The sequence below is a fragment of the Rhizobium sp. 1399 genome (assembly GCF_031455475.1).
In the GTDB taxonomy this organism is placed as follows: domain Bacteria; phylum Pseudomonadota; class Alphaproteobacteria; order Rhizobiales; family Rhizobiaceae; genus Rhizobium.
Window position 1 is genome coordinate 1 of sequence record NZ_JAVDSU010000025.1, and the last position, 19197, is coordinate 19197.

A 19197-nucleotide genomic window follows, 5' to 3' on the forward strand; every position below is an offset into this window, starting at 1 on the left:
GCTGATCAACTTGCCCGCTGCAGGTTGACCCGTTCCCGGCCCTGCCCGGAAAGCTCGACGATCGAACGAGCTACACCACTCCCTGGGACATCATCCGTGGTTGTATTTCACATAGTTAAAACAGCGTTAACGTGCCGAGAGCATAACGGTTGATCAACCTCTGCGAAAAGTGCCGCGAACACGCGCGTATTGACGAAGGGTTCCTCGTCCGCCGGCTGAAACGAAAACGGCTGACGCGCCATCGCGGTCGGTTTGATAATTTGGTCGTTCCGATCAGAAAGGTGGAGCTCGAAATTAGTCACCAAGTGCCACCATGAGGAGAGACATGGGTGTTTGCTCAATTTCCTGAATTTGGGAGCCATTCCAAATCTTGAAAGGGGCTGGAACATCCTTGCGACGCGGTTAGTCCCGCGAGGTCTGTGGTGACCTCGAAATCACAAACCAAGGAGGAGTCAAATGGCCAACCAAGGTGGAAGCCACGAACAGCACGTTAAAGCCGGTCAGCAAAGCCATAAAAATCAGGGTGCGAAATCCGCATCTTCTGGTTCGGAAGGCCGGCAAGACAATTCACGTGGCACTGGCGGTTCGCATGAACAGCATGGAAAGGCTGGTCAGCAAAGCCGCAAGAATAGTTAAGGCTTTACCGGAGGTCCCCATAGCCCGCGCCGCCGCGCGGGCTTTTTTACGCGGCGTTAAAACGCCGATGATCCTGATGCAGGCTCGTAGTGATGCTCGTCGCGTGGGAGTGCAAAAGCTCCGGCGTCGCAATTGAAGATGAGGTCGTCAAAAGCAAGAGCACGCCGCGAGTTCATGACTGTGGCCTACCCCATCCTGAGGACGATCTGATCAATGGTACAGACCCAGGCTGACGGACTATCTATCCCTTGGCTTTTCAAACGCCCGTCTTGCGTTTGGCGCCGTTCTTTCGAGCCTGGTACTCGTGGAAAAAGGATAGTTGGTGCAGCGGCAAAACGGCGAGCGAATATCAGCTTGTGCAGGCTCGCAACGGGCCGGTAACGCCAATAGCTCGGGCCGGGTGTGAACGTAAGTTGGAACGCGAAGGCTGTATCTGTTCAATCCTGGAAATCCTCATACAGCACCCGGCGGCGGCATGCACCGCCGGGTGCTGCCTGCTAGGCCGAAATTATGTAGACGATCGTGAGAGCATCGGGATCGACGATAACGATCCGGCCGTCTGCAAGGAGGAAGAAGCGGTAGCCTTCGTAAGCTGGGACGATCTTCACAATACGCGGCGGCAGCCGTTCCAGGTGGACCCTCTTGGGAATCTTGGTTCCGACAGATACCGTGAAGTCGACTTCCTTAACAGGCTCGACCCGAACTTCCTTCACCACCTCTCTGATTTCGGTCTGCTGTTCGACTGTGACGTTGACGTTGGTTTTGGTGTTGTTCGTGGAGCTATTGTTGTTGACGTTCGTTTCCGTGGATTTGTTATTGGGCGTCGACGTGTTCTGGTCGGTCGACGGCTTCGACGCGTCACCGCTCTTCGTCATGGTGCCGGACGAATTGGGGCCCTGCGCGCCGCTTTGTGAGCCTGCCGGGCCAGAACCGCTGCTATCGGTTGCTCCCGCCTTGGCATCGGACTTCTGTCCAGCGGTACTGCCTTCGGAAGCGTCCTGCGAACTGGATTTTGATTTCGTTGGTGTTGACGATTTCTGCGTATCGGAGACGTCCCCCGCCTTGTGTTGCGACGGCTGGCCCTCGCCATTCGGGCACGCACCGGCGGCGTTGGGAGTACAGTCGCTACCACCCGAGACAGTTGCACCGGATTTCGACTGTTCAGTCTGCGAGCCGGACTGCGAACTTGACTTGGTGTCGGCCTGCGAACCAGAACCCGATTGCGTTTCAGTCTGCGATTGAGACGGTGCTGTATCGCTGCCTTGTGCCGCGACAGGCAGGGTGGCCAGCGGCGACACGCTAAGTGACAATGCGGCTACGATAATGGTGAGATGATTGTCTCTCATGATTGATCTCCCTGATGGGCACAACATACCGTCTCCGCGATCTTGCGAAGTCCATGCGTGCCCTTGTTTTTCAAGAATGGACGGCAGGCGCCGCCTGAGGGTCAGGTTGGTGACTTGGATATCACTGGATGACCTGAATCACCTTCCTCGAAGAAGGCTCGACGATCACGCGCTCATCGTTGACGATCGCATAGGAGTATTTGGGTTCATCCGGGATCGGCGTTACGACAACGGTTTCTGGGAGCGGCTGGCCAACAACCACCTTCTCGTTAACGACGACGCTCGTCTTGGGAGCGGGTGCCTGCTGGACATAGGTCACGACCTTCTGCGGCGGCGGATCAATGACGCTGCCAGCCACACCGCCTACAATACCCCCGACAGCGGCGCCGACCGGACCACCGACGATTGCGCCCGTGGCGGCGCCGCCAGCAGCGCCCGTTACGGTCGAAGATTGTGCGAAGGCCGGGCCGGACGCCATCACAAGCGCGACTGCAATACCTACTGCTTTGATATACATTTGTTTTCCTCCGTTACAGCGGTCTGTTCCGCTGCGGGGCAAAACCGCAAAAGCAAGAGTGTGTTCCAGGCCAGGGACTTCAGTCCCTGTAGATTGGGACTTTGGTCTTATCGCCTGAAGGGTCAATCTATTGGTTCGGAATGCGGCTTAACATCCGGTCTTGGACATTGTGGAAGCCGACAATCATTGCAGCTATCGAAATCACTTTGTTCCGGTCAGCAGCATTCGAGATATAGCCCTCTAGGACGGCGACCGGTCCGAGCATGTGGATTGTGATGGCGCTACTGTCGATGTCTGGGTCAACTGAGAGCGCACACTGGATCGTGGCGATGGTCGACGCGGAACTATGCCCTTGCGAGCAGCACTCTTCGTGGCTGAAGCTGTCAGAACCAAATTTCATGTTTCCTCCCTGTTCCTCCCCTCAAAGGAACATCGTGTTTAACTTTGTGCTAATATGATAAAGACCGTCAGAGCCTAACAGACGGACTTAGGTCCCATCGCGCCCGCGGCGGGCTCGTAAAGGCGACCTGGCGTCAGGTTGCGACGTGCCGCGGTATCTCAGAGTGCCCTGAGCAGACATCCGCCAAACAGAGGCAAACTCCCCCGGAACAATCGGCCGGGCGGGAGGTTGGGCTGTCGCTCACAAAACCATGAGACAACTCATCGCGTCAGAAAGGAAACGTCCGTGCCACAGCCCGTCTCTGCGATCGTCGTGCAGCGTCTCCTTAACCTGCTCGGCCCCCGCATCGGCACGGTCATCTGTCCCGCATTTTCCATCAGCAGTCGGTCTGGTTCGTGTCCACCGGCGTTATCGCCTGCTTGGCCAGCGGCTATGAGTGCAGTTGCTTCCCCGGCCCCCCGATGCGCTCCACTGATGCGCTGCACTGTTTCGGCGATGGTTCGGCTCCCAAGCGGCAAAAACAATCGGGGGCCGGATTCCATTTTCCTCCGACGTGGTCAAGCGACCGAAGTTCGACCGCAAGCCTTAGCCCGCCCTCACGCCATTCGCGGCCGGTCTGTCCACCGAGCCGTTTTTCGAGCTGAAGCAATCGCCTCTACTCGCGCTGGGAGTGTATGACCACATGCGCCGTATCGTCGTCATCAGCGACTTTCAAGGCGGGAGCTGGGGTAACGGGGCCCTCCCGTCTGTCCAGGAATTTCGAGCGAAATGGATCGAGGGCGGGCGTGGGGTCTCGCCTTCACCCATCCTCAATATTGACGACGTCGAAGTTGACGGCGGCTATCTCGAGCGGCTCCCACTCGCTGCCCTAAAGGGCGGACTCGCAGACTGCGCTGAGATTTGGACGCATTGGCGGGGCCTCGATCCGCCTTGGGAATGGATCGACGATACTCCGTCTCTCCTGCGCCGCGCGTTTCGTATGAACGGCCCGGAGGCTCCCTTCGCGTCTAACGACATGCTCGGACATATCGAGGCTTTTGGCCCTCCCGACATCCTTTGCGTGTGGGGGCTGGGCGTGAGCGAGGAGATCCTGCTCGCCTGTCGCGACAGTTTCAAAATCTACAATTCCATTGACGCCCCCGCTCTTCGAGTGCCCGTTGAGGTCAGCCGCCATTTCGATCTCGTCATTACGGGCGCGCAGTGGCAATCAGAGGTCGTGCGATCCAGGCATCCCGGTATGCGTACTGTCGTCATGCCGATCGGCCCCGAATTCGCATCCGAGCTGACCTTCCACCAACTGAACCTGCCCAAGATCTACGACGTGATCTACGTCGCGGCAGCTCAGGCTTATAAACGTCACGATATCCTGTTCGACGCACTCGCCAAATTACCGCGTTCGCTCCGCGCCTTGTGCGTCTGCGGCTACGGGGAGCTTGTCGATGACCTGCGCAGCCGTGTTGACCGGCTCGGTATCACCGTCGATTTCGTCGGGCCGCCGGGCGTGCCGTTTCATGATGTCAACCGGCTGATGAACCAATCGCGGATCGGGGTCGTCTGCGGCGAAGATGACGGTGCACCTGCCATCCTCACCGAATACATGCTGGCCGGCATCCCCGTGCTTGCCAACAGCGCCCTCAGCTGTGGCCTGCAATACATCACGCCGCAGACCGGCCGAACGGCTTCGGCGGATGATTTCCACGAGGGAATTTGCGACTTGTTGAAACGGGCAGACATGCTTCGGCCACGCGCGGTCGTGCTCGCGAACTGGACCTGGCCGCACAGCATTCGACGGCTTCGCCAGCTGATCATGGACCCCTGACCGAATTAATCCGCGTCTTAGGAACTTTGACAGTTCACCGTTGTTGAGGATTTCACTGTCGCGAGGTTTTCGATGAACGTGCTGAACTCCTTCCCGCAAGCGTCCGCCACATCGCTACCGCCGGGTTCCCCTCTGATCTGCTTTTCTCATCTTCGGTGGGACTTCGTGCTGCAAAGACCTCAGCATCTGATGCAGCGCTTCTCCCGGCATCGGCAAGTATTCTTCTTCGAGGAATTCATTCCGACCGATCATCATCTGGCATATCTGGAAATTCATCCTTTCGAAGGGACGTCGGTCAAGGCGGTCCGGCCACGCATTCCGCACTGGTGGAGCGATGGCGAACGGCAAAAGGCCCTCGGGCGGCTGCTCGATGACCTCATAGCGCTGCATGGCGCAAAGCGGCCGATTCTCTGGTTCTACACGCCGATGATGTTTGCCTTTGCCCAACACGTCGATGCCGCTGCGGTGGTCTATGATTGCATGGACGAGCTTGCGAATTTCCGCTTCGCGCCGCCACATCTGAAGGAAATGGAAACGGCGCTGATGGCGCGAGCCGACGCGGTTTTCACGGGCGGCATCAGCCTCTACGAAGCGAAAAAGGATCGGCACGACAATATCCATGCCTTCCCCTCCAGCGTCGATACCAACCATTTCCAGACAGCCCGCACCACGCTTGCAGATCCAGCCGACCAAGCCGGAATTTCGCATCCACGCCTTGGCTATTACGGCGTCATCGACGAGCGGCTCGACCTCGACCTGATCCGGACAGCAGCTGCCCTCCGGCCGAACTATTCCTTCGTTTTCCTTGGGCCGATCGCAAAGATTTCCCCTTCCGATCTGCCAAAGGCGGCCAATATCCATTACCTCGGGCAGAAGAATTACGCCGACCTGCCCTCATACCTTTCGGGCTGGGAAGCAGCCCTCATGCCATTCGCACTAAACGAGGCGACCCGCTTCATCAGCCCCACCAAGACACCCGAATATCTCGCAGCCGGGCGGCCGGTCGTCAGCACCCGAATTGCGGATGTCGTGCGCACCTACGGCAATGCGCCGGGCGTGTTCTTCGCAGACGACAGCGACGATTTCGCGCGTTGCTGCGATGCCGCGCTTGGACTGGCAGGTTCGGGAAAGCCATGGCTTGAAGACGTGGATGCCCGGCTGGCGCGCTCGTCCTGGGATGCAACGTTCGACCACATGGCGCGTATCGTTGATCAGGCTGTGGGCGTCCCTCTGTCTGCCAAGGAAAAATCCTATCGGCGTAGCGGCAGCATGTCGCTTCGCAAGCCTTACGACTATCTGGTCGTTGGTGCTGGTTTTGCCGGATCGGTGTTGGCGGAGCGGCTGGCTGTCGACGGCCGCAGGGTCCTTGTCTGCGACCGACGCTCCCATATCGGCGGCAATGCCTACGACCATTGCGACGAGGCCGGGATCCGGGTCCACAAATACGGACCCCACATATTCCATACCAACAGCGAGGACGTCTTCGCCTACCTATCGCGCTTCACTGGCTGGCGGCCCTACGAGCACCGCGTACTCGCCCAGCTCGGCGACCTCAGGCTCCCGATTCCGATTAACCGCACCACGCTCAATGCCCTTTACGGCCTCAATCTCTCAAACGACGTCGAAGCCGAACGCTTCCTGTCAACGCGCGCCGAACCCTGCGCAAAAGTAACCACCTCGAAGGACGTTGTGGTGTCGCAGGTCGGCCTCGAACTCTACCGTATCTTTTTTGAAGGTTATACGCGCAAGCAGTGGGGCCTTGATCCCTCCGAGCTTGATCGCTCCGTCACCGCGCGTATTCCGACCCGCACGAATGAGGATGATCGCTATTTCCTTGACAGGTTCCAGGCCATGCCGCTCGACGGCTACACCCGGATGTTCGAACGGATGCTGGACCACGAAAACATCACCGTCATGGTCGATACGGATTTCAAGGAATTGCGCCGGCAAGGTGTGGCGAACCATGTGATCTTCACCGGGCCGATCGACGAATATTTCGACTTTCGTCTCGGGCAGCTGCCCTATCGGAGCCTGAAGTTCCGGCACGAAACGCATGACATGCGGCGCATGCTGCCGGCTGGCGTGATCAACTTCCCTTCGGAAGACGTGCCCTACACCCGCGTGACTGAATATAAACATCTGACCGGTCAGATCCACCCCAAAACCAGTATCAGCTATGAATACGCCTGTGCAGACGGCGACCCCTATTATCCGATCCCTCGCCCCGAAAACCAGGCTCTCTACAGGCAGTACGAAGCCCTCGCACGCGCGCGAAGTGACGTAACCTTCGTCGGCAGACTCGGCACCTATAAATACTACAATATGGACCAGGTCGTCGGCCAGGCGCTCGCGACCCATCGACGCCTGCAGAAACTGCATGGGCTGACCGACATAATGGTAAATACCAAGCTTGACTAGGAAACCCCGCATCGTACTGGCGACCGACAGTCTTGATCCCTCCGGGATGGGCGAACACATGCTCGCGCTCGGCCGCGCACTTTCCCAGGAAGTTGACGTCGTTCTGGCGCTTCTATCTGAAGACAGTTCACGTCTGCTTCCTCGTGCCGCCCGTCTAGGCCTTGGCGTCAAGCTTGCGGCCGACGGTCAAGAGTTTGCAAGTTGGCTCAGCCAGGGCAACATCGACCTCCTGCACGTGCATGCGGGAATCGGTTGGGAAGGACATCAACTGGGAGAAGCCGCAGCGCGGGCCGGTGTCCCGGCCATTCGGACCGAACATCTCCCCTACCTTCTTACGGATAGCGAGCAGCAGGAGCAGTACAGGCTGCACACGCAGACTATCGCCCACCATATTGTGGTCTCCGAAGCCTCGCGACTAAGCTTCAGCGAGCACGTTCCCTCCCATCGGTTAACCCTGGTGCGCAACGGCGTTTTCGCATCGGTACCTGTCGCGACAGTGGGCACGCTGCGGCAAGACCTGGATCTCCAGGGCAAGATAGTCCTCGTGATGGTGGGTCGGTTTGCCGCGCAGAAGGATCATGCCACGCTTCTGCGGGCCATGCCTGAAATAGTCCGGGTCTTTCCTCGCCTGCACCTGCTGCTCGTCGGGTCTGGCGAGGAACGCTTGGCGATGGAGGAGCTTGCAGGCGAGCTTGGTGTTTCAGGTCATGTCCGTTTCTTGGGCCAGCGTGCTGATGTCGCCGATATCCTCGCCGCAAGCGATCTCTTCGTCCTGCCGTCATTGTTCGAGGGCCTGCCGCTTGCCGTTCTAGAGGCGATGTCGCTCGGTCTGCCCGTGGCTGCAACCCGGATCGGCGGTACCGTGGAGGCACTGGGCGAAGACCACCCGTTTTTTGCGGAGCCTCAAAACCCCGCCTCACTTGCCGCCACCATCGTCGATGCCCTCTCCGATCGGGAGAGGCTGGCGCGTGTCGCAAGGTCCGCGCGCAACCGCTTCGAGACTGACTTTTCCGCCCATCGAATGGCCGCAGAAACGATGGCGGTCTACGACCGCTTCATCTCTCGACCCGCCACGCATCAGCAAAAGGATTCATCCATGCAAAAGACGCGCCTTGGCTTTATCGGCGTTGGGGGTATAGCGCAGCGCCACCTCGACATCATCTCCGCCTTCGATGACGTGGAGCTTGTCGGTTTTGCGGATCCTGACCTTAGTCGCGCCGACCAGGCGGCAACGCGCTTCGGAGCGAGGTCGTTTGCCAATCACCGTGAGATGCTGGATGCCGTCAGGCCGGATGCTGTCTATATCTGCGTGCCGCCCTTCGCCCATGGCGAGCCGGAGCGCGATCTCATCGAGCGGAGCATTCCCTTCTTCGTCGAAAAACCGGTATCGCTTGAACTTAAGACTGCAGAGGAAATTTCCGCAGCCGTGACGGCCAAGGGCCTCGTCACCAGCGTTGGCTATCATTGGCGTTACCTCGATATCGTCGATGAGGCACGTAGCCTTCTCAAAGACAACCCTGCACAGCTACTGTCCGGCTACTGGCTCGATTCGACACCGCCGCCACAATGGTGGTGGAGAAAAGACAAATCCGGCGGTCAGATGGTCGAACAGACAACCCACCTCCTCGATCTCGTCCGGTTCCTGGTCGGTGAGGTTACGGAAGTCTATGGGCGCGCGGGCCACAAGGCGAGACCTGAATTTCCCGGTCTCGATGTGCCGACTGTGACAACCGCCAGCCTGACCTTTGAATCCGGCGTCGTCGCAAATATTGCATCCACATGCCTTCTCGGCTGGAACCACCGGGTCGGACTTCACATCTTTGCCGATCGGCTCGCGATCGAACTGACCGATCGCGAAATTATGGTGGATGTCGGACGCGGACGCCCGATGCGCGGAGCCGACGGCGATCCTGTCTGGCGAGAGGATCGCGACTTCATCGATGCGGTTCGCGGCGGCGAGAATCGTATTCGCTGCCCCTACGGTGAAGCGCTGGCGACGCACCGGCTCGCGCTTGCAGTCATGTCTTCGGCGCAAGCGGGTGAGCCGGTGCGCCTCAAACCGCCGCAAAGCCGGCAGCCGGAGCCGGCACCGCTTCGGCTACAGCCGCGCCCGGAAGCACCGCCGCCGGGACTGGCGCCCGGCCATCGCATCATTCGCTCGCTGGGCGTTGAGGCGCCCGGCCTACCCTATTTCCTTGAATATGAGGAAGGCCCTCCCGGAGACGGACAGGTTCGGCTCGATACGCTCTACACCGGCTTTTCGGCAGGAACGGAACTCACGTTCTTGAAAAACACCAATCCCTATTTTCGCTCGCGCTTCGACGGGGAGCGCGGTGTCTTCGTCGAGAACGAACCGGACCTGCATTATCCAGTGCCGTTCCTCGGCTATATGGAAGTCGCCCGCGTATCGGAATCGCGCGCCAACGGTTTTAGACAAGGCGACATCGTCGCCACCACCTATGCTCACAAGTCGGGACACACCGCGGACCCGTTCCACGATCTTCTCGTACCCCTTCCGGCCGCCATCGACCCGCTGCTCGGCGTCCTTGTTGCCCAGATGGGACCGATTGCCGCCAACGGCATCCTCCATGCCGATGCCGAATTCTTCGGCTCTCATGTTCCTTTCCTGGGCGCCGGCGTGAAAGATCGGCCAGTCGTGGTGATCGGCGCCGGGACTGTCGGCCTGATGACGGCGCTTTTTGCCAGATCGCTCGGCGCTTCCGAGATTATCATCTCCGACCCATCGGAGTTCCGCCGCGCCAAAGCCGAGGCGATGGGCCTCACCGCGATGACCGAGGACCGGGCCTGGCAGCACGCCAAGGCCCGCTGGCATGTCGGCGGCATGGGACGAGGGGCTGATCTCGCGTTTCAGACCCGCGCCCATTCCGGCAGCCTGCATACGGCGTTGAAAGCGCTAAGGCCGCAAGGGACCGTCATCGACCTCGCCTTCTATCAAGGCGGCGCCGACGAGCTGCGGCTCGGCGAGGAGTTTCACCATAACGGCCTCAATATTCGCTGTGCACAGATCAATCGGGTACCGCGTGGCCTGGGACATCTCTGGAACCGAAGCAGGCTAGCGCTCGCTACTATAGATCTCCTGCGGTCTCATGGCGACACGATCCGAAAGCACATGATCACCCATGTCGTGCCGATTGAGGATGCACCCGCATTCCTGACCGACCTGGTCGAAAACCGCCCGGAATTCCTGCAGGTCGTATTCAAGGTGGGCGAATGATATCAGAGCCTGCACCTATCCGTATCCTGTTCGTCTTCGCCTGGCTGGTGGTCGGCGGCGAAGAGACAGAAGTGCGGCTCCTGGCCGAACACCTCGATCCCCGCGTCTACCGGATCGATGTCGTTGCCTGTTTTCACAAGGCCGGAATGCCCGAGCAGACGCATGAGCAACTTCGTGCGCTCGGCGTTGATGTCGATACGAAGCCTTACGCGCTTTCATTCGAAGACACCGTCGACTATTTGGCCGGCAAGATTGCTGGCTATGACATCGTGATATCCTGCCAAAACGTCGCCGACGTCTATCCGGCGCTCGAGCGATTGCATCTGCGCCCGCCGCTCATCGAGCATGGCGGCTTGGTTGCGGAGGCACTGGCAGGACCGAAGCACCTGACCCGCCGCTACGTCGGCGTCTGCCGCTCCATCCGCGAGGCGGCCGCCTCTCGTATGCCTGGACGCGAGGACCACGCCTTGGAAATACCGTCCATGGTCGACCTGGCGACGTTCGACCCTCAAATCCGTACCGCAATGAGGGCTCGGCTTGGTATGACTGCCGACAACATCTTGATCGGTTGGGTCGGCCGCCTGGATCCGAAGAAGAATGTTGAGGATTTCATTGAAGCAGCCGCCCTCGTGGCTGAACAAAACGAGCGAGCCCGCTTCCTCGTGATCGGCGGCCCTGACGCCTTCATGCCGCAATATGCTCAGCGACTGAAGGACCTCTCGCGCCGGCTGCGCCTTGAAAGCAAGCTGCAGTTCTTGGGCGACCGCAAGGATATTCCCGACCTTCTATCGTCACTCGACATCTTCGTCTGGCTGTCGCGCGGCGAGGGCATGCCGCACGTCATCGCGGAAGCCGGTGCCGCCGCCCTGCCCGTGATCGCGACGGCGGACAATGGCGCCTGTGAACAGATCGAAGACGGGATATCCGGCATTTTTGTCCCCTTTAACGATGCGATGGACGTGGCCGGAAAGATCCGTCAGCTGATCGACAACGAGGATCTTCGGCGCATGCTTGGTCTTGCCCTGCGCCGCAAAGTCGAAACCAGCTATTGCGTCGAAGCGGTCGTGCCGCAATGGCAGCGATTGTTTGCCGAGGTTCTTGCCGAGCGAAGGTCGGCGGGCCCGACCGGTATTTTCCAATCGTTCTTGATGGGCGGCTTCGAATGCTCAACCCATCGGCTGCGCCGGCGTGACGAAGACCATTTGGGCCGCCGCCTCGACATGATTGCCGCGATCGGGCACGACCGCTGGACCGCGCAGGACTACCGCCAGCTTGGCGGTTTCGGCATCCGCACGGTGCGCGATGGCTTCCGCTGGCACTTGATCGACAAAGCCGGGAGCTACGAGTGGTCGAGCATCCTTCCGATGCTCGACGCGGCCCGCCAAACCGGGACACAGGTCATCTGGGACCTCCTGCATTACGGCTGGCCGGACGATGTCGATATCTGGACTGCGCGTTTCGTCGATCGCTTTGCGGCCTTTGCCAGCGCCTGTGCAAGGATCGTGCGGGAGCGCTCTGACGAAATCCCCCTCTACTGCCCCGTCAACGAGATATCGTTCTTCTCGTGGGGTGGTGGTGATGCCGGATATCTCAACCCCTTCGCTACTGGCCGAGGGTTCGAGCTCAAAGTTCAACTGGCCCGTGCCGCAATCGCTGCCATGGAGGCGATCCTTTGCGTGGACCCCCGCGCCCGTTTCGTTCATTGCGATCCGGTCATCAATGTCGTCATGGACCCGTCACGGCCGTGGGACGCCGGCGTTGCCGAAGGCCACCGGCAATCGCAGTTCCAGGGCTGGGACCTGATTTCCGGGCGGTTATGGCCTCAGATCGGTGGAAACGAACGCTATCTCGATATCGTCGGCGTCAACTACTACTTCAACAATCAGTGGATACACGCTGGACCGCCAATCGATATCGGCCACCCGCTCTACAAGCCTCTCGGCCGAATTCTTTTTGAAACCTACGCGCGCTACGGTAAGCCGATCGTGATCGCCGAGACTGGTATTGAGGGCGACCGGCGCGCGTCGTGGTTTCGCTACGTGGCCGCCGAGGCGAAGGCCGCCATGCAGGTCGGCGTTCCACTAGAGGGGATATGTCTCTATCCGATCGTCAACCATCCCGGATGGGATGACGATCGCAGCTGTCAGAACGGACTGTTGTCCGCCAACATGTCGGCGTCCGGCCGATCTGTCGATCCCGGTCTAGCATCAGCGATCCTCACTGAGTCGATCGTCTTCCCGCTTCCTCAGGTCGCCACGCGATGCTCGCCGGTCAGACAGGATCGGTCGTCAGGGTGAAGCTTTCGCAACGGGGCGCGGGCGCCCGCGAAAGCGGATATCCCCGTCGTAGCCAGATGACAAACTCGTAGATCTCCTGGGCGACTGTCTTATCAGAAACGGCGCCCCTTAGCTAAAGCAAGCACGCCGGTGAGCATGCGCGAGCCGGATTTCAACGGAGATGAGCCGTTGTAGCGAGAAGACATATTCGCAACCCGTAACCTGATTGTCGGAATATCGTGTCATCGAAATCCCATATTGGCGATCACGCCTCCCGGAGCAACCGGCATGGTCACGCCGCATGCCCTCGAGTCATTGCTTCCGGGTGCAGGACCGAAGGTGGCTCTCCCCGGTCCGCCGCGCCTGGGCTCATTCTCCTCAGCATGTTGTCGTTGACTTGGAGCCCTGGTGATCCCATTTAGGCGCCATGCCGAAACACGAAAAGAGCGATGTCGAGCTGGTTAGGACCTGGGTGCTGCCGCCAGCAGCGACCTTAGGGTCTTCCATCCGCGCAAAGGGAATTCTCCTCGAGCTACGTGCACGACTCCCGCTCGTTTCGAAGAAGTCGCTCGATGTCGATGGAGGAGAACTCACGCTATCGATGCCTGCAAGTGCCAAGGCAGAATTCCATGCCGTGGCATCCATTGTCGCTAGTGCGCTGGAAGACATTGAAAGCCTGCCTGTCATTCCGCGCGAGATCCAGGATATCCTCACGATCAAGGCGAGCGAACGACACCGTTGGCTTGCAGACGGCCGCTTGGCAAGTGCGGGAACGCGTACCGTGAGGCTAAACGGGCGCGCAAGGAGGATCACTTTCCATGTCTTCGATCCGAGGTTCGTCGAGGACATTCTTGACAGGGGTGTGGTCGACGAGTGGCGAGAAGAGGATGCGCTCGCTGCTGCCGAAAATCGTCGGAAGGCGCGATACAAGGCGGAGCTGACGCGATCCCTGAGAAAAGCTGGCACGGCTTCGAAGACAACCGAACGGCATCCCGATGATCCCGCGACGAAACTGCATGGCTGGGAGGAGTTCGACGTCGAGGGCCTTCTTCGGTGAACTCAACCGTGCTGTTGCCTGGACCATCAGGCGGTTTGAATTGAGGCTAATTAAAGTTTCGCCCTGGCCCTCCTATCGATTTCCAAGTCCTACGATGTCGGGGCGGAGAAGCCGGCCTTGGCCTTTCGCGTGAATCCAGACTACCCGGCCGAATCCTGCCATAGGTTTTCCCGCAATGCACAGGAAGGTATGGAAAACGTATCGGTGGCATTGAGGATTGTCGACCTTCTGGCGCTCCCCGCGCGGGGCGGTCCTGAAACTAGGGACGGACGTCGAACTTCAGGTTACGGGGCTGCGCAATCCGTGTGCGCAGACCGACAAGTTCCAGCCTGACCTTCTGGAAGCTGTCCTTGGCAAGGGGCCGGACGGCGAGCTCGTCCGGAAGAGCGGTATCATGACGATCGTGCTCAAGGGCGGCGGCGCTCCCGGCGACGCCATTTCCATCGCATTTCCGATGCCACCATTGCTTCCCCTCGAAGTCCTCTAGCGAGCGCGTCTCTTCGAAGCATTTCCGGCATCGACGTTCGAATGCAAAGCGCGAGATATCACAGATGATCCAATTCACGGGTGATACTCATTTTCGGCGACCCGCGCGTGCTGCGCCTCGACAAACGTCCATTCTTCAACATGATTGAACTCGACGTCGCGCTGATCGGAACTGGAATGAGCTCGTCGATCGTGACGACGAGACGTGGCACCGAGGAGACTTCATGATCGCCAGTTGACCAGCAGCGCGGGACCGATCCGCGTCTCCCCGACCGTCAATTGGCGAAAGGCAGGGATCAGTGGAGCGCTATCTTTGCACGCGTCCGGCTGGTGAACTGGTACACCATCATGATGCCCTGCTGGAGAAGTAGCTCGGCGGCGGCGAGGTCGCGCCGCCCGAGATCGCGCGACATGCCGCGGATAGTGTTCACGACGCACATGGAGTTTTCGACGAAACGAACGTCGCCCTCTCCCCCGGCTTCCTCGGCAGACGCCTCCAATGCATCGGCGACAGTCTCGAGAAGTGTGGAACGTTCGACAAGCGTCATTTCTGTCAGGGGCTTCGATGTGACGTGCATACTGATCTCCTCGCGCGGGCGACAAATGCGGCGCGGCTGATGGTGAAGTCTGCTAGCGGTAGCGCATAGATGGCTATCCATCGGGTGCGAAGCAAGTCATGGCTACCACGCGCGCGGCGCACCGCGGTCGTCGATGCACTTGGTTATGAAAACAGCTCGGCCAGCTGTAGGCCGCGACTCGCCGGCGCAGTCAACTTCCAAAAAGGTTCTCATCCTGCCAGACCTCGGCGGCCACGCCACGATGAAGGTCGAGCTGCGGATGTAGCCCGCGTCGCGGTTGCGGTCCGCTCCATGCGGCAAGGCATTTCTCGCAGATCCCGCAGCCATCATCGTCCATGAACGATTGGAAACGGCCGCAACAGAGGCAGGCCCCAGGGCCATCACCCACGCGCTGATCGCGTTCGGGTGGAAGGATTTCGCCTTCGTGAGAAGCAATGAGTTCTGTCTTAAGATCGTCGTCCATCTCGGGCCTCCAGATCGAGGTTATATTTGAGATAGTGAGCTTCCCGCGGCGGACAAGAAGGCAACGCCACGGCGGCCTGGGATGCGTGCCAAATGTCCAGATCGGCTTGCCCGAACACCCCCGGACGCACTCGAAATGACGACGAGATACCTTTAGACGCTGGCGCGAGCCTGCAGACGGAGAGTTGGGAACGGCATGGGAATGAGGCGCGCCGCACCGACCGGGGCGGAGAGCGACGTTGCCGTACTCCGCTCCTGGCGGAACCAGGTCGACGATGGCGCATTTTCCGGCAATGGCAGGACGATCAAGATTTCTTCGGATATCAGAGAAAGCCGTAACGCTTGCCGGGCATCGCCGCGGGCTTGCAGGAGCGGCGCTTTTGACGGCGTCTTGGTGCGTTTTCGGCATGGTCCTTCAGCTTCCTCAGGAGTGGTTCTTGCTGACGAACATGCTCGGAACCCTGATCACGCTATTTCTCCTGCTCCTGATGCAGCATTCTCAAAACCGAGACATGCGGGCGCTTCACACGAAGGCCGACGAACTTATTCGATCGACCGACAACGCCAAAAATCAAAGGATCGGTGCGGATCAACGGGAGACCGACAAAGTCGAGGAGATGGCAAGGGACCGCCAGATCGATGCTTGAGCATCGGCGCCTTGTTCGGCGCTGTCGCCGGCAACGCAGTCGACGCATTTCGGTCATGCTCGTCGGCCGCCAGCGTCATAATCAAGGGGATGGCCGCGCCCTGCCTCGGGGCTCGACCGCATTGCCAATCGGTAGGTGGCATCGATGATGCCACCTACCGATCAGCCAATCTCAGGAATGATCCTCGCTCGGGGCGCTGACCGAGCCCTGGCGCGAAAAAGGCCCGCGCTTGGCGGGCCAAGTCGCCCACGACAAACACACGACGGGGTTGGAAAATGGTTGGCTAGCCCTGAGTGCCGGCTGAAGCCCTGTCGCGTTCAGGCAGGGCTCCCGCGACGCAGAAGTTCCTGCTGCGCCTCGACGCCGCTTCCTCCAAAAGTTTGGCGAAGTCTCCGAGTGTAACTCGGTCGGCACGAAGCACCTGGCGGATCAGCGGATCTTTCAAGACTTCGGACATCGTCAGGTCTTCCATAGCAGCTCCCTTTTTATTAGGGACTTCTACTGTAGAATTGTAAAACTTAAATGTCGACAGCGTGGCTTCGCATGACGGACCTTCCGGCAAAGAAGATTCTAGTCGGACAACCAGTCGGGTAGCATGTCAGGGGTACCCCACTCTCTTGTGGCTGCGGATCCAGGAAAGGCATGGACTGTTGAGCGCGGCGGTGGTTCCCGTCGCGGAGCGGCGGATTTTCGAACGGCGCGCCAGAGACGGGCGTTAATTTCGATCGTCGAATGCCGGAAGTGTGTCACAGCTGCGTACATGACATGACAGCGCAAATCGCTACGGCATTGGCAGTGGCAGTGGCAGAGGTCATCCGATAGGACCTTAGTCCGATTGAAGACGGGAAGGTGAAACCTAATTTCGATTCCGCTGGTGCTGTAAGTGAGAAGGAGAAGGGTTTTTCAACCCGTACCTGAGCATCCTTCTCCCGATCACAGGAGATCATTGGTTTCACGATATGACGACGCCGATGTTCGCGGATGGAGAAGACGATGAATGAGCGTAAAATCGCCGACCGTGACCAGGCGATGACATCGGAAGACCTTGCTCTTTGCGCGCAAGTCCTGGAGGCCGTGAAAGCGGAATTCCAGCTTAGTGACAATGACGAGGAAATGTCGAGAAGTGCCGCAATCATCATCGAACTTTACCGACAGGGTATCCGAAACTTCGATCAGCTAAAGATCTTAGTTTTCGCTGCAAGAGGGAAAATCTAGAAATCGGCGGAGCACGGCATCCGGACCGAGCATTTCTCTCAAGGCATTCATGAAGGATCTCATCTCGGTGGGGGGCCATGTCATGTCCGCCTATGATTTTGAACCCCGAAAAGGCGGTCCGAGCCCACGCCTGGATGCGACGAACCACGAGTCTTTTGAGAAGGACGAATGCGTGCGGAGCGAGGTTCGGAATGCGGCCAAGACGTTATCGGAGGCGATAATCTCTGACCGGTGGGTAAGCAGATCGCCGCCGGCTCCGCTTTGACCGAGCCACGGCAGAAAGATCGCTCAAGTCAAACCACCAGGATAACTAGCGAGGACATAAATATTGCCAGGACGCGCAGGCCCCAGCCTGTCCGGAAGATCTTGGTTCCGTGCGAACCTTTCCGTTCCGCTATTCGCTCTTGCGCCTCGATCGGCTTTTCGTCACCTATTCGTGCAAGCCGGGCCCGGAGTCGTCGACCGGCCGGCGCGCATGACCTCCAATCCTCTGCCGTCCTGCGGCTGGTGGAGCAGGTGAGCCGACAAAGCCGTTCACCGCCCGGGGTTACATCCTGACCTTTGCATTGTCGCCCATGTCCGGCTTAGCGCTGCTCATCGCGGCAGCCGCCATCTTGATGTAAGAGACGATGGTCCCCGGACTATCCCAGAACTCGGCATAGGACGGCGTCACCTTCAGCACACGAATCGACGGATCCTCGGCGTTGTCCCACCAGGCTTTCGCTGGCGTAGCCCAGAGATCCCGGATCCTTTCGCGGTCGCTCGAGACTTCCGCCTTTCCGGTTACCGATACATATTTCTGCCCCTTGCTGTCGGCAAAGGCGAGGCATACGTCCGGCTGCCGGGCGATTTCGTCGTCCTTGTGGCTGTCGACATCGGTCAGAAAATAGAAGCTGTTCTCAAGCCGCTCGACATAAGCTGACATCGGCCGGGCGCGAATATCGTCACCGGATTTCGTTACCAACATGCAAAAGCCGATCTTTTCGGCTAGGTCCCATACGCGCTCGCTGTCGTTTCCATCCTTGATCATCTCGATCTCCTTTTTCTGGCGCTAAGCACTTTCGGTTGGCGCATCAATGCCAAGCTGCACGCCTCATCGACGCCCACACAGGTTCAGCCCAACAACACAGAAGCGCAGCAGGAGTTCCCGAACGCTGCGACCTGACTATCGATGATCTTGTCGAACTCGCTTCAAGGCAGGATTCCTCCCGTGCCGAAGCAAAGCGCCAGCCTGAAGATATCCGGACACGCATGGCCACTGTCATGACAGCATTGCCTCTGGTCACCGCCTAGCCAGCCCAAACGACAATGCCGGCAGAGGCCGGAAAGCCCGCCGCATTTCATGCCTATCTTTCGCTTTCGAACCAAAAAACGTCAGCCGCGTTACCGCCCAAAGGAGATCACAATGCGTCTGATCATAGAAAGCGACTATGGCACGGTTTCGGGGGAGCATGCCGAGGAAAGCGAGCTCGACAGGGCGCATCAATTGGTCGACGAATTCCTCGTCTTCGTCAAGGAAAACGACGTCGGTAACGACATCATCGACGAGATCGAATTGCCAGTTCCCAAATCGCTCCTGGTGCCGGCCTTCTCAATGGTGATTGCGGCCGAACGGCGCCCCGCTATCAAGAGCCTCCTTATCAAGGCAGGCATGACGCTTGCACATTACCGGCCGGGTCTTGGACCCCGCATCCGGATACGGCCGGGCTTGCCGCGGTGGCGCCCCGAGCCGTCGATATCGAGACGCCTTGCCCAACGCCTTGAGCGGACGCTGCTCGCCGTGGCCGAGGAACGGGTTCGGCTCGCCGAAACCTACCTGCGCGCCACCCAGCGCTCATTCAACTGACGATCCGCGCCACGCTGCGCTCCTTCCAGATCTCAGAAGCCGAACGATCGCAATGATGTTCGACGCTCGGCTAGAATGCTTCGGGGTGCAGTCCTGCACCGGCGGCACCTCGACCATCCCATGTCATGATCCTGGCGTACCACTTCCTCTCCGCGAATTGGCCTGGAGTGTACACGCCCGGGTGAAAGCGGGGCCTTTGGATGATGGCGCCGAATGCGGAAAACCCACCTGGACAAATATGTGCTACGACAGATCGGCA

Annotated in this window: 17 protein-coding genes and 1 pseudogene; 11 read left to right on the forward strand and 7 right to left on the reverse strand. The window is 59.3% G+C overall.

All coding sequences use genetic code 11. The annotated features are described in order from the left end of the window. The first annotated feature begins 456 nt into the window (after positions 1 to 456). Positions 457 to 636, forward strand: coding sequence for a hypothetical protein (locus tag J2X71_RS37295; RefSeq protein ID WP_310390448.1), 180 nt, complete (start codon positions 457 to 459; stop codon positions 634 to 636). Positions 637 to 1133: 497 nt separating this feature from the next. Here the strand turns inward: J2X71_RS37295 and J2X71_RS37300 are convergent, their stop codons facing one another. The 3 genes from J2X71_RS37300 to J2X71_RS37310 all read right to left on the reverse strand — a co-directional run bounded on the left by J2X71_RS37300 (position 1134) and on the right by J2X71_RS37310 (position 2899). Continuing rightward, positions 1134 to 1982, reverse strand: a complete 849-nt coding sequence (locus J2X71_RS37300; RefSeq protein ID WP_310390449.1) for a DUF1236 domain-containing protein — start codon at positions 1980 to 1982, stop codon at positions 1134 to 1136. 121 nt (positions 1983 to 2103) lie between these two features. Further along, on the reverse strand, positions 2104 to 2499 hold the full coding sequence (locus J2X71_RS37305) for a DUF1236 domain-containing protein (protein WP_310390450.1): 396 nt from the start codon (positions 2497 to 2499) through the stop codon (positions 2104 to 2106). Between the two features lie 127 nt (positions 2500 to 2626). Beyond that, the gene (locus J2X71_RS37310; RefSeq protein WP_113186370.1) at positions 2627 to 2899 is read right to left on the reverse strand and encodes a transport-associated protein; all 273 of its coding nucleotides are present in this window, start codon (positions 2897 to 2899) and stop codon (positions 2627 to 2629) included. 682 nt (positions 2900 to 3581) lie between these two features. Between J2X71_RS37310 and J2X71_RS37315 the strand changes: the two genes are divergently transcribed. From J2X71_RS37315 to J2X71_RS37345, 7 genes and pseudogenes are all read left to right on the forward strand, one after another. Further along, a complete protein-coding gene (locus J2X71_RS37315; protein ID WP_310390451.1) occupies positions 3582 to 4718 on the forward strand; it encodes a glycosyltransferase family 4 protein in 1137 nt (378 codons plus the stop codon). Between the two features lie 72 nt (positions 4719 to 4790). Then, on the forward strand, positions 4791 to 7136 hold the full coding sequence (gene glf, locus J2X71_RS37320) for a UDP-galactopyranose mutase (protein WP_310390452.1): 2346 nt from the start codon (positions 4791 to 4793) through the stop codon (positions 7134 to 7136). Further along, positions 7129 to 10371 carry a glycosyltransferase gene (locus tag J2X71_RS37325; protein ID WP_310390453.1) on the forward strand — a complete coding sequence of 1081 codons (3243 nt, stop codon included), beginning with the start codon at positions 7129 to 7131 and terminating at the stop codon, positions 10369 to 10371. Before glf ends, J2X71_RS37325 begins: the two co-directional genes overlap by 8 nt. Beyond that, the gene (locus J2X71_RS37330) at positions 10368 to 12668 is read left to right on the forward strand and encodes a glycosyltransferase family 4 protein (RefSeq protein WP_310390454.1); all 2301 of its coding nucleotides are present in this window, start codon (positions 10368 to 10370) and stop codon (positions 12666 to 12668) included. Before J2X71_RS37325 ends, J2X71_RS37330 begins: the two co-directional genes overlap by 4 nt. Before the next feature lie 406 nt (positions 12669 to 13074). After that, entirely contained in the window at positions 13075 to 13704 is a 630-nt protein-coding gene (locus tag J2X71_RS37335) for a hypothetical protein (RefSeq protein WP_310390455.1), read from the forward strand. Positions 13705 to 13921: 217 nt separating this feature from the next. Next, entirely contained in the window at positions 13922 to 14191 is a 270-nt protein-coding gene (locus tag J2X71_RS37340; protein ID WP_310390456.1) for a hypothetical protein, read from the forward strand. A 64-nt stretch (positions 14192 to 14255) separates the two neighbouring features. After that, positions 14256 to 14417, forward strand: a pseudogene (locus J2X71_RS37345) (hydrolase); the annotation flags it as partial. 69 nt (positions 14418 to 14486) lie between these two features. Here J2X71_RS37345 and J2X71_RS37350 read toward each other — a convergent pair. Continuing rightward, positions 14487 to 14768, reverse strand: coding sequence for a hypothetical protein (locus tag J2X71_RS37350; protein ID WP_310390457.1), 282 nt, complete (start codon positions 14766 to 14768; stop codon positions 14487 to 14489). A 190-nt stretch (positions 14769 to 14958) separates the two neighbouring features. Further along, the gene (locus J2X71_RS37355) at positions 14959 to 15231 is read right to left on the reverse strand and encodes a hypothetical protein (protein ID WP_310390458.1); all 273 of its coding nucleotides are present in this window, start codon (positions 15229 to 15231) and stop codon (positions 14959 to 14961) included. Between the two features lie 292 nt (positions 15232 to 15523). On the opposite strand from J2X71_RS37355, the gene J2X71_RS37360 reads away from it, so the two are divergent. Further along, positions 15524 to 15877, forward strand: a complete 354-nt coding sequence (locus tag J2X71_RS37360) for a low affinity iron permease family protein (RefSeq protein ID WP_113322070.1) — start codon at positions 15524 to 15526, stop codon at positions 15875 to 15877. Positions 15878 to 16160: 283 nt separating this feature from the next. On the opposite strand, the gene J2X71_RS37365 is transcribed toward J2X71_RS37360, so the two are convergent. Then, entirely contained in the window at positions 16161 to 16349 is a 189-nt protein-coding gene (locus J2X71_RS37365) for a hypothetical protein (RefSeq protein WP_310390480.1), read from the reverse strand. A gap of 521 nt (positions 16350 to 16870) precedes the next feature. Here J2X71_RS37365 and J2X71_RS37370 point away from each other — a divergent pair. After that, positions 16871 to 17092 (forward strand): hypothetical protein, encoded by a 222-nt coding sequence (locus J2X71_RS37370; RefSeq protein WP_113186380.1) that lies wholly within the window; start codon positions 16871 to 16873, stop codon positions 17090 to 17092. A gap of 547 nt (positions 17093 to 17639) precedes the next feature. On the opposite strand, the gene J2X71_RS37375 is transcribed toward J2X71_RS37370, so the two are convergent. After that, positions 17640 to 18122: a pyridoxamine 5'-phosphate oxidase family protein gene (locus J2X71_RS37375; RefSeq protein ID WP_405049802.1), complete on the reverse strand. Its 483-nt coding sequence runs from the start codon at positions 18120 to 18122 to the stop codon at positions 17640 to 17642. A gap of 375 nt (positions 18123 to 18497) precedes the next feature. Between J2X71_RS37375 and J2X71_RS37380 the strand changes: the two genes are divergently transcribed. Next, on the forward strand, positions 18498 to 18938 hold the full coding sequence (locus J2X71_RS37380; protein WP_310390459.1) for a hypothetical protein: 441 nt from the start codon (positions 18498 to 18500) through the stop codon (positions 18936 to 18938). Positions 18939 to 19197 lie beyond the last annotated feature (259 nt).

Bases quoted from the DNA above. Each gene is read 5' to 3' on its own strand.
- J2X71_RS37350 (WP_310390457.1), bottom strand. From the start codon at position 14,768: ATGCACGTCACATCGAAGCCCCTGACAGAAATGACGCTTGTCGAACGT.
- J2X71_RS37335 (WP_310390455.1), top strand. From the start codon at position 13,075: ATGCCGAAACACGAAAAGAGCGATGTCGAGCTGGTTAGGACCTGGGTG.
- J2X71_RS37295 (WP_310390448.1), top strand. From the start codon at position 457: ATGGCCAACCAAGGTGGAAGCCACGAACAGCACGTTAAAGCCGGTCAG.
- J2X71_RS37355 (WP_310390458.1), bottom strand. From the start codon at position 15,231: ATGGACGACGATCTTAAGACAGAACTCATTGCTTCTCACGAAGGCGAA.
- J2X71_RS37305 (WP_310390450.1), bottom strand. From the start codon at position 2,499: ATGTATATCAAAGCAGTAGGTATTGCAGTCGCGCTTGTGATGGCGTCC.
- J2X71_RS37375 (WP_405049802.1), bottom strand. From the start codon at position 18,122: ATGATCAAGGATGGAAACGACAGCGAGCGCGTATGGGACCTAGCCGAA.
- glf (WP_310390452.1), top strand. From the start codon at position 4,791: ATGAACGTGCTGAACTCCTTCCCGCAAGCGTCCGCCACATCGCTACCG.
- J2X71_RS37300 (WP_310390449.1), bottom strand. From the start codon at position 1,982: ATGAGAGACAATCATCTCACCATTATCGTAGCCGCATTGTCACTTAGC.
- J2X71_RS37315 (WP_310390451.1), top strand. From the start codon at position 3,582: ATGCGCCGTATCGTCGTCATCAGCGACTTTCAAGGCGGGAGCTGGGGT.
- J2X71_RS37360 (WP_113322070.1), top strand. From the start codon at position 15,524: ATGGCAGGACGATCAAGATTTCTTCGGATATCAGAGAAAGCCGTAACG.
- J2X71_RS37310 (WP_113186370.1), bottom strand. From the start codon at position 2,899: ATGAAATTTGGTTCTGACAGCTTCAGCCACGAAGAGTGCTGCTCGCAA.
- J2X71_RS37365 (WP_310390480.1), bottom strand. From the start codon at position 16,349: ATGGAAGACCTGACGATGTCCGAAGTCTTGAAAGATCCGCTGATCCGC.
- J2X71_RS37380 (WP_310390459.1), top strand. From the start codon at position 18,498: ATGCGTCTGATCATAGAAAGCGACTATGGCACGGTTTCGGGGGAGCAT.
- J2X71_RS37330 (WP_310390454.1), top strand. From the start codon at position 10,368: ATGATATCAGAGCCTGCACCTATCCGTATCCTGTTCGTCTTCGCCTGG.
- J2X71_RS37370 (WP_113186380.1), top strand. From the start codon at position 16,871: ATGAATGAGCGTAAAATCGCCGACCGTGACCAGGCGATGACATCGGAA.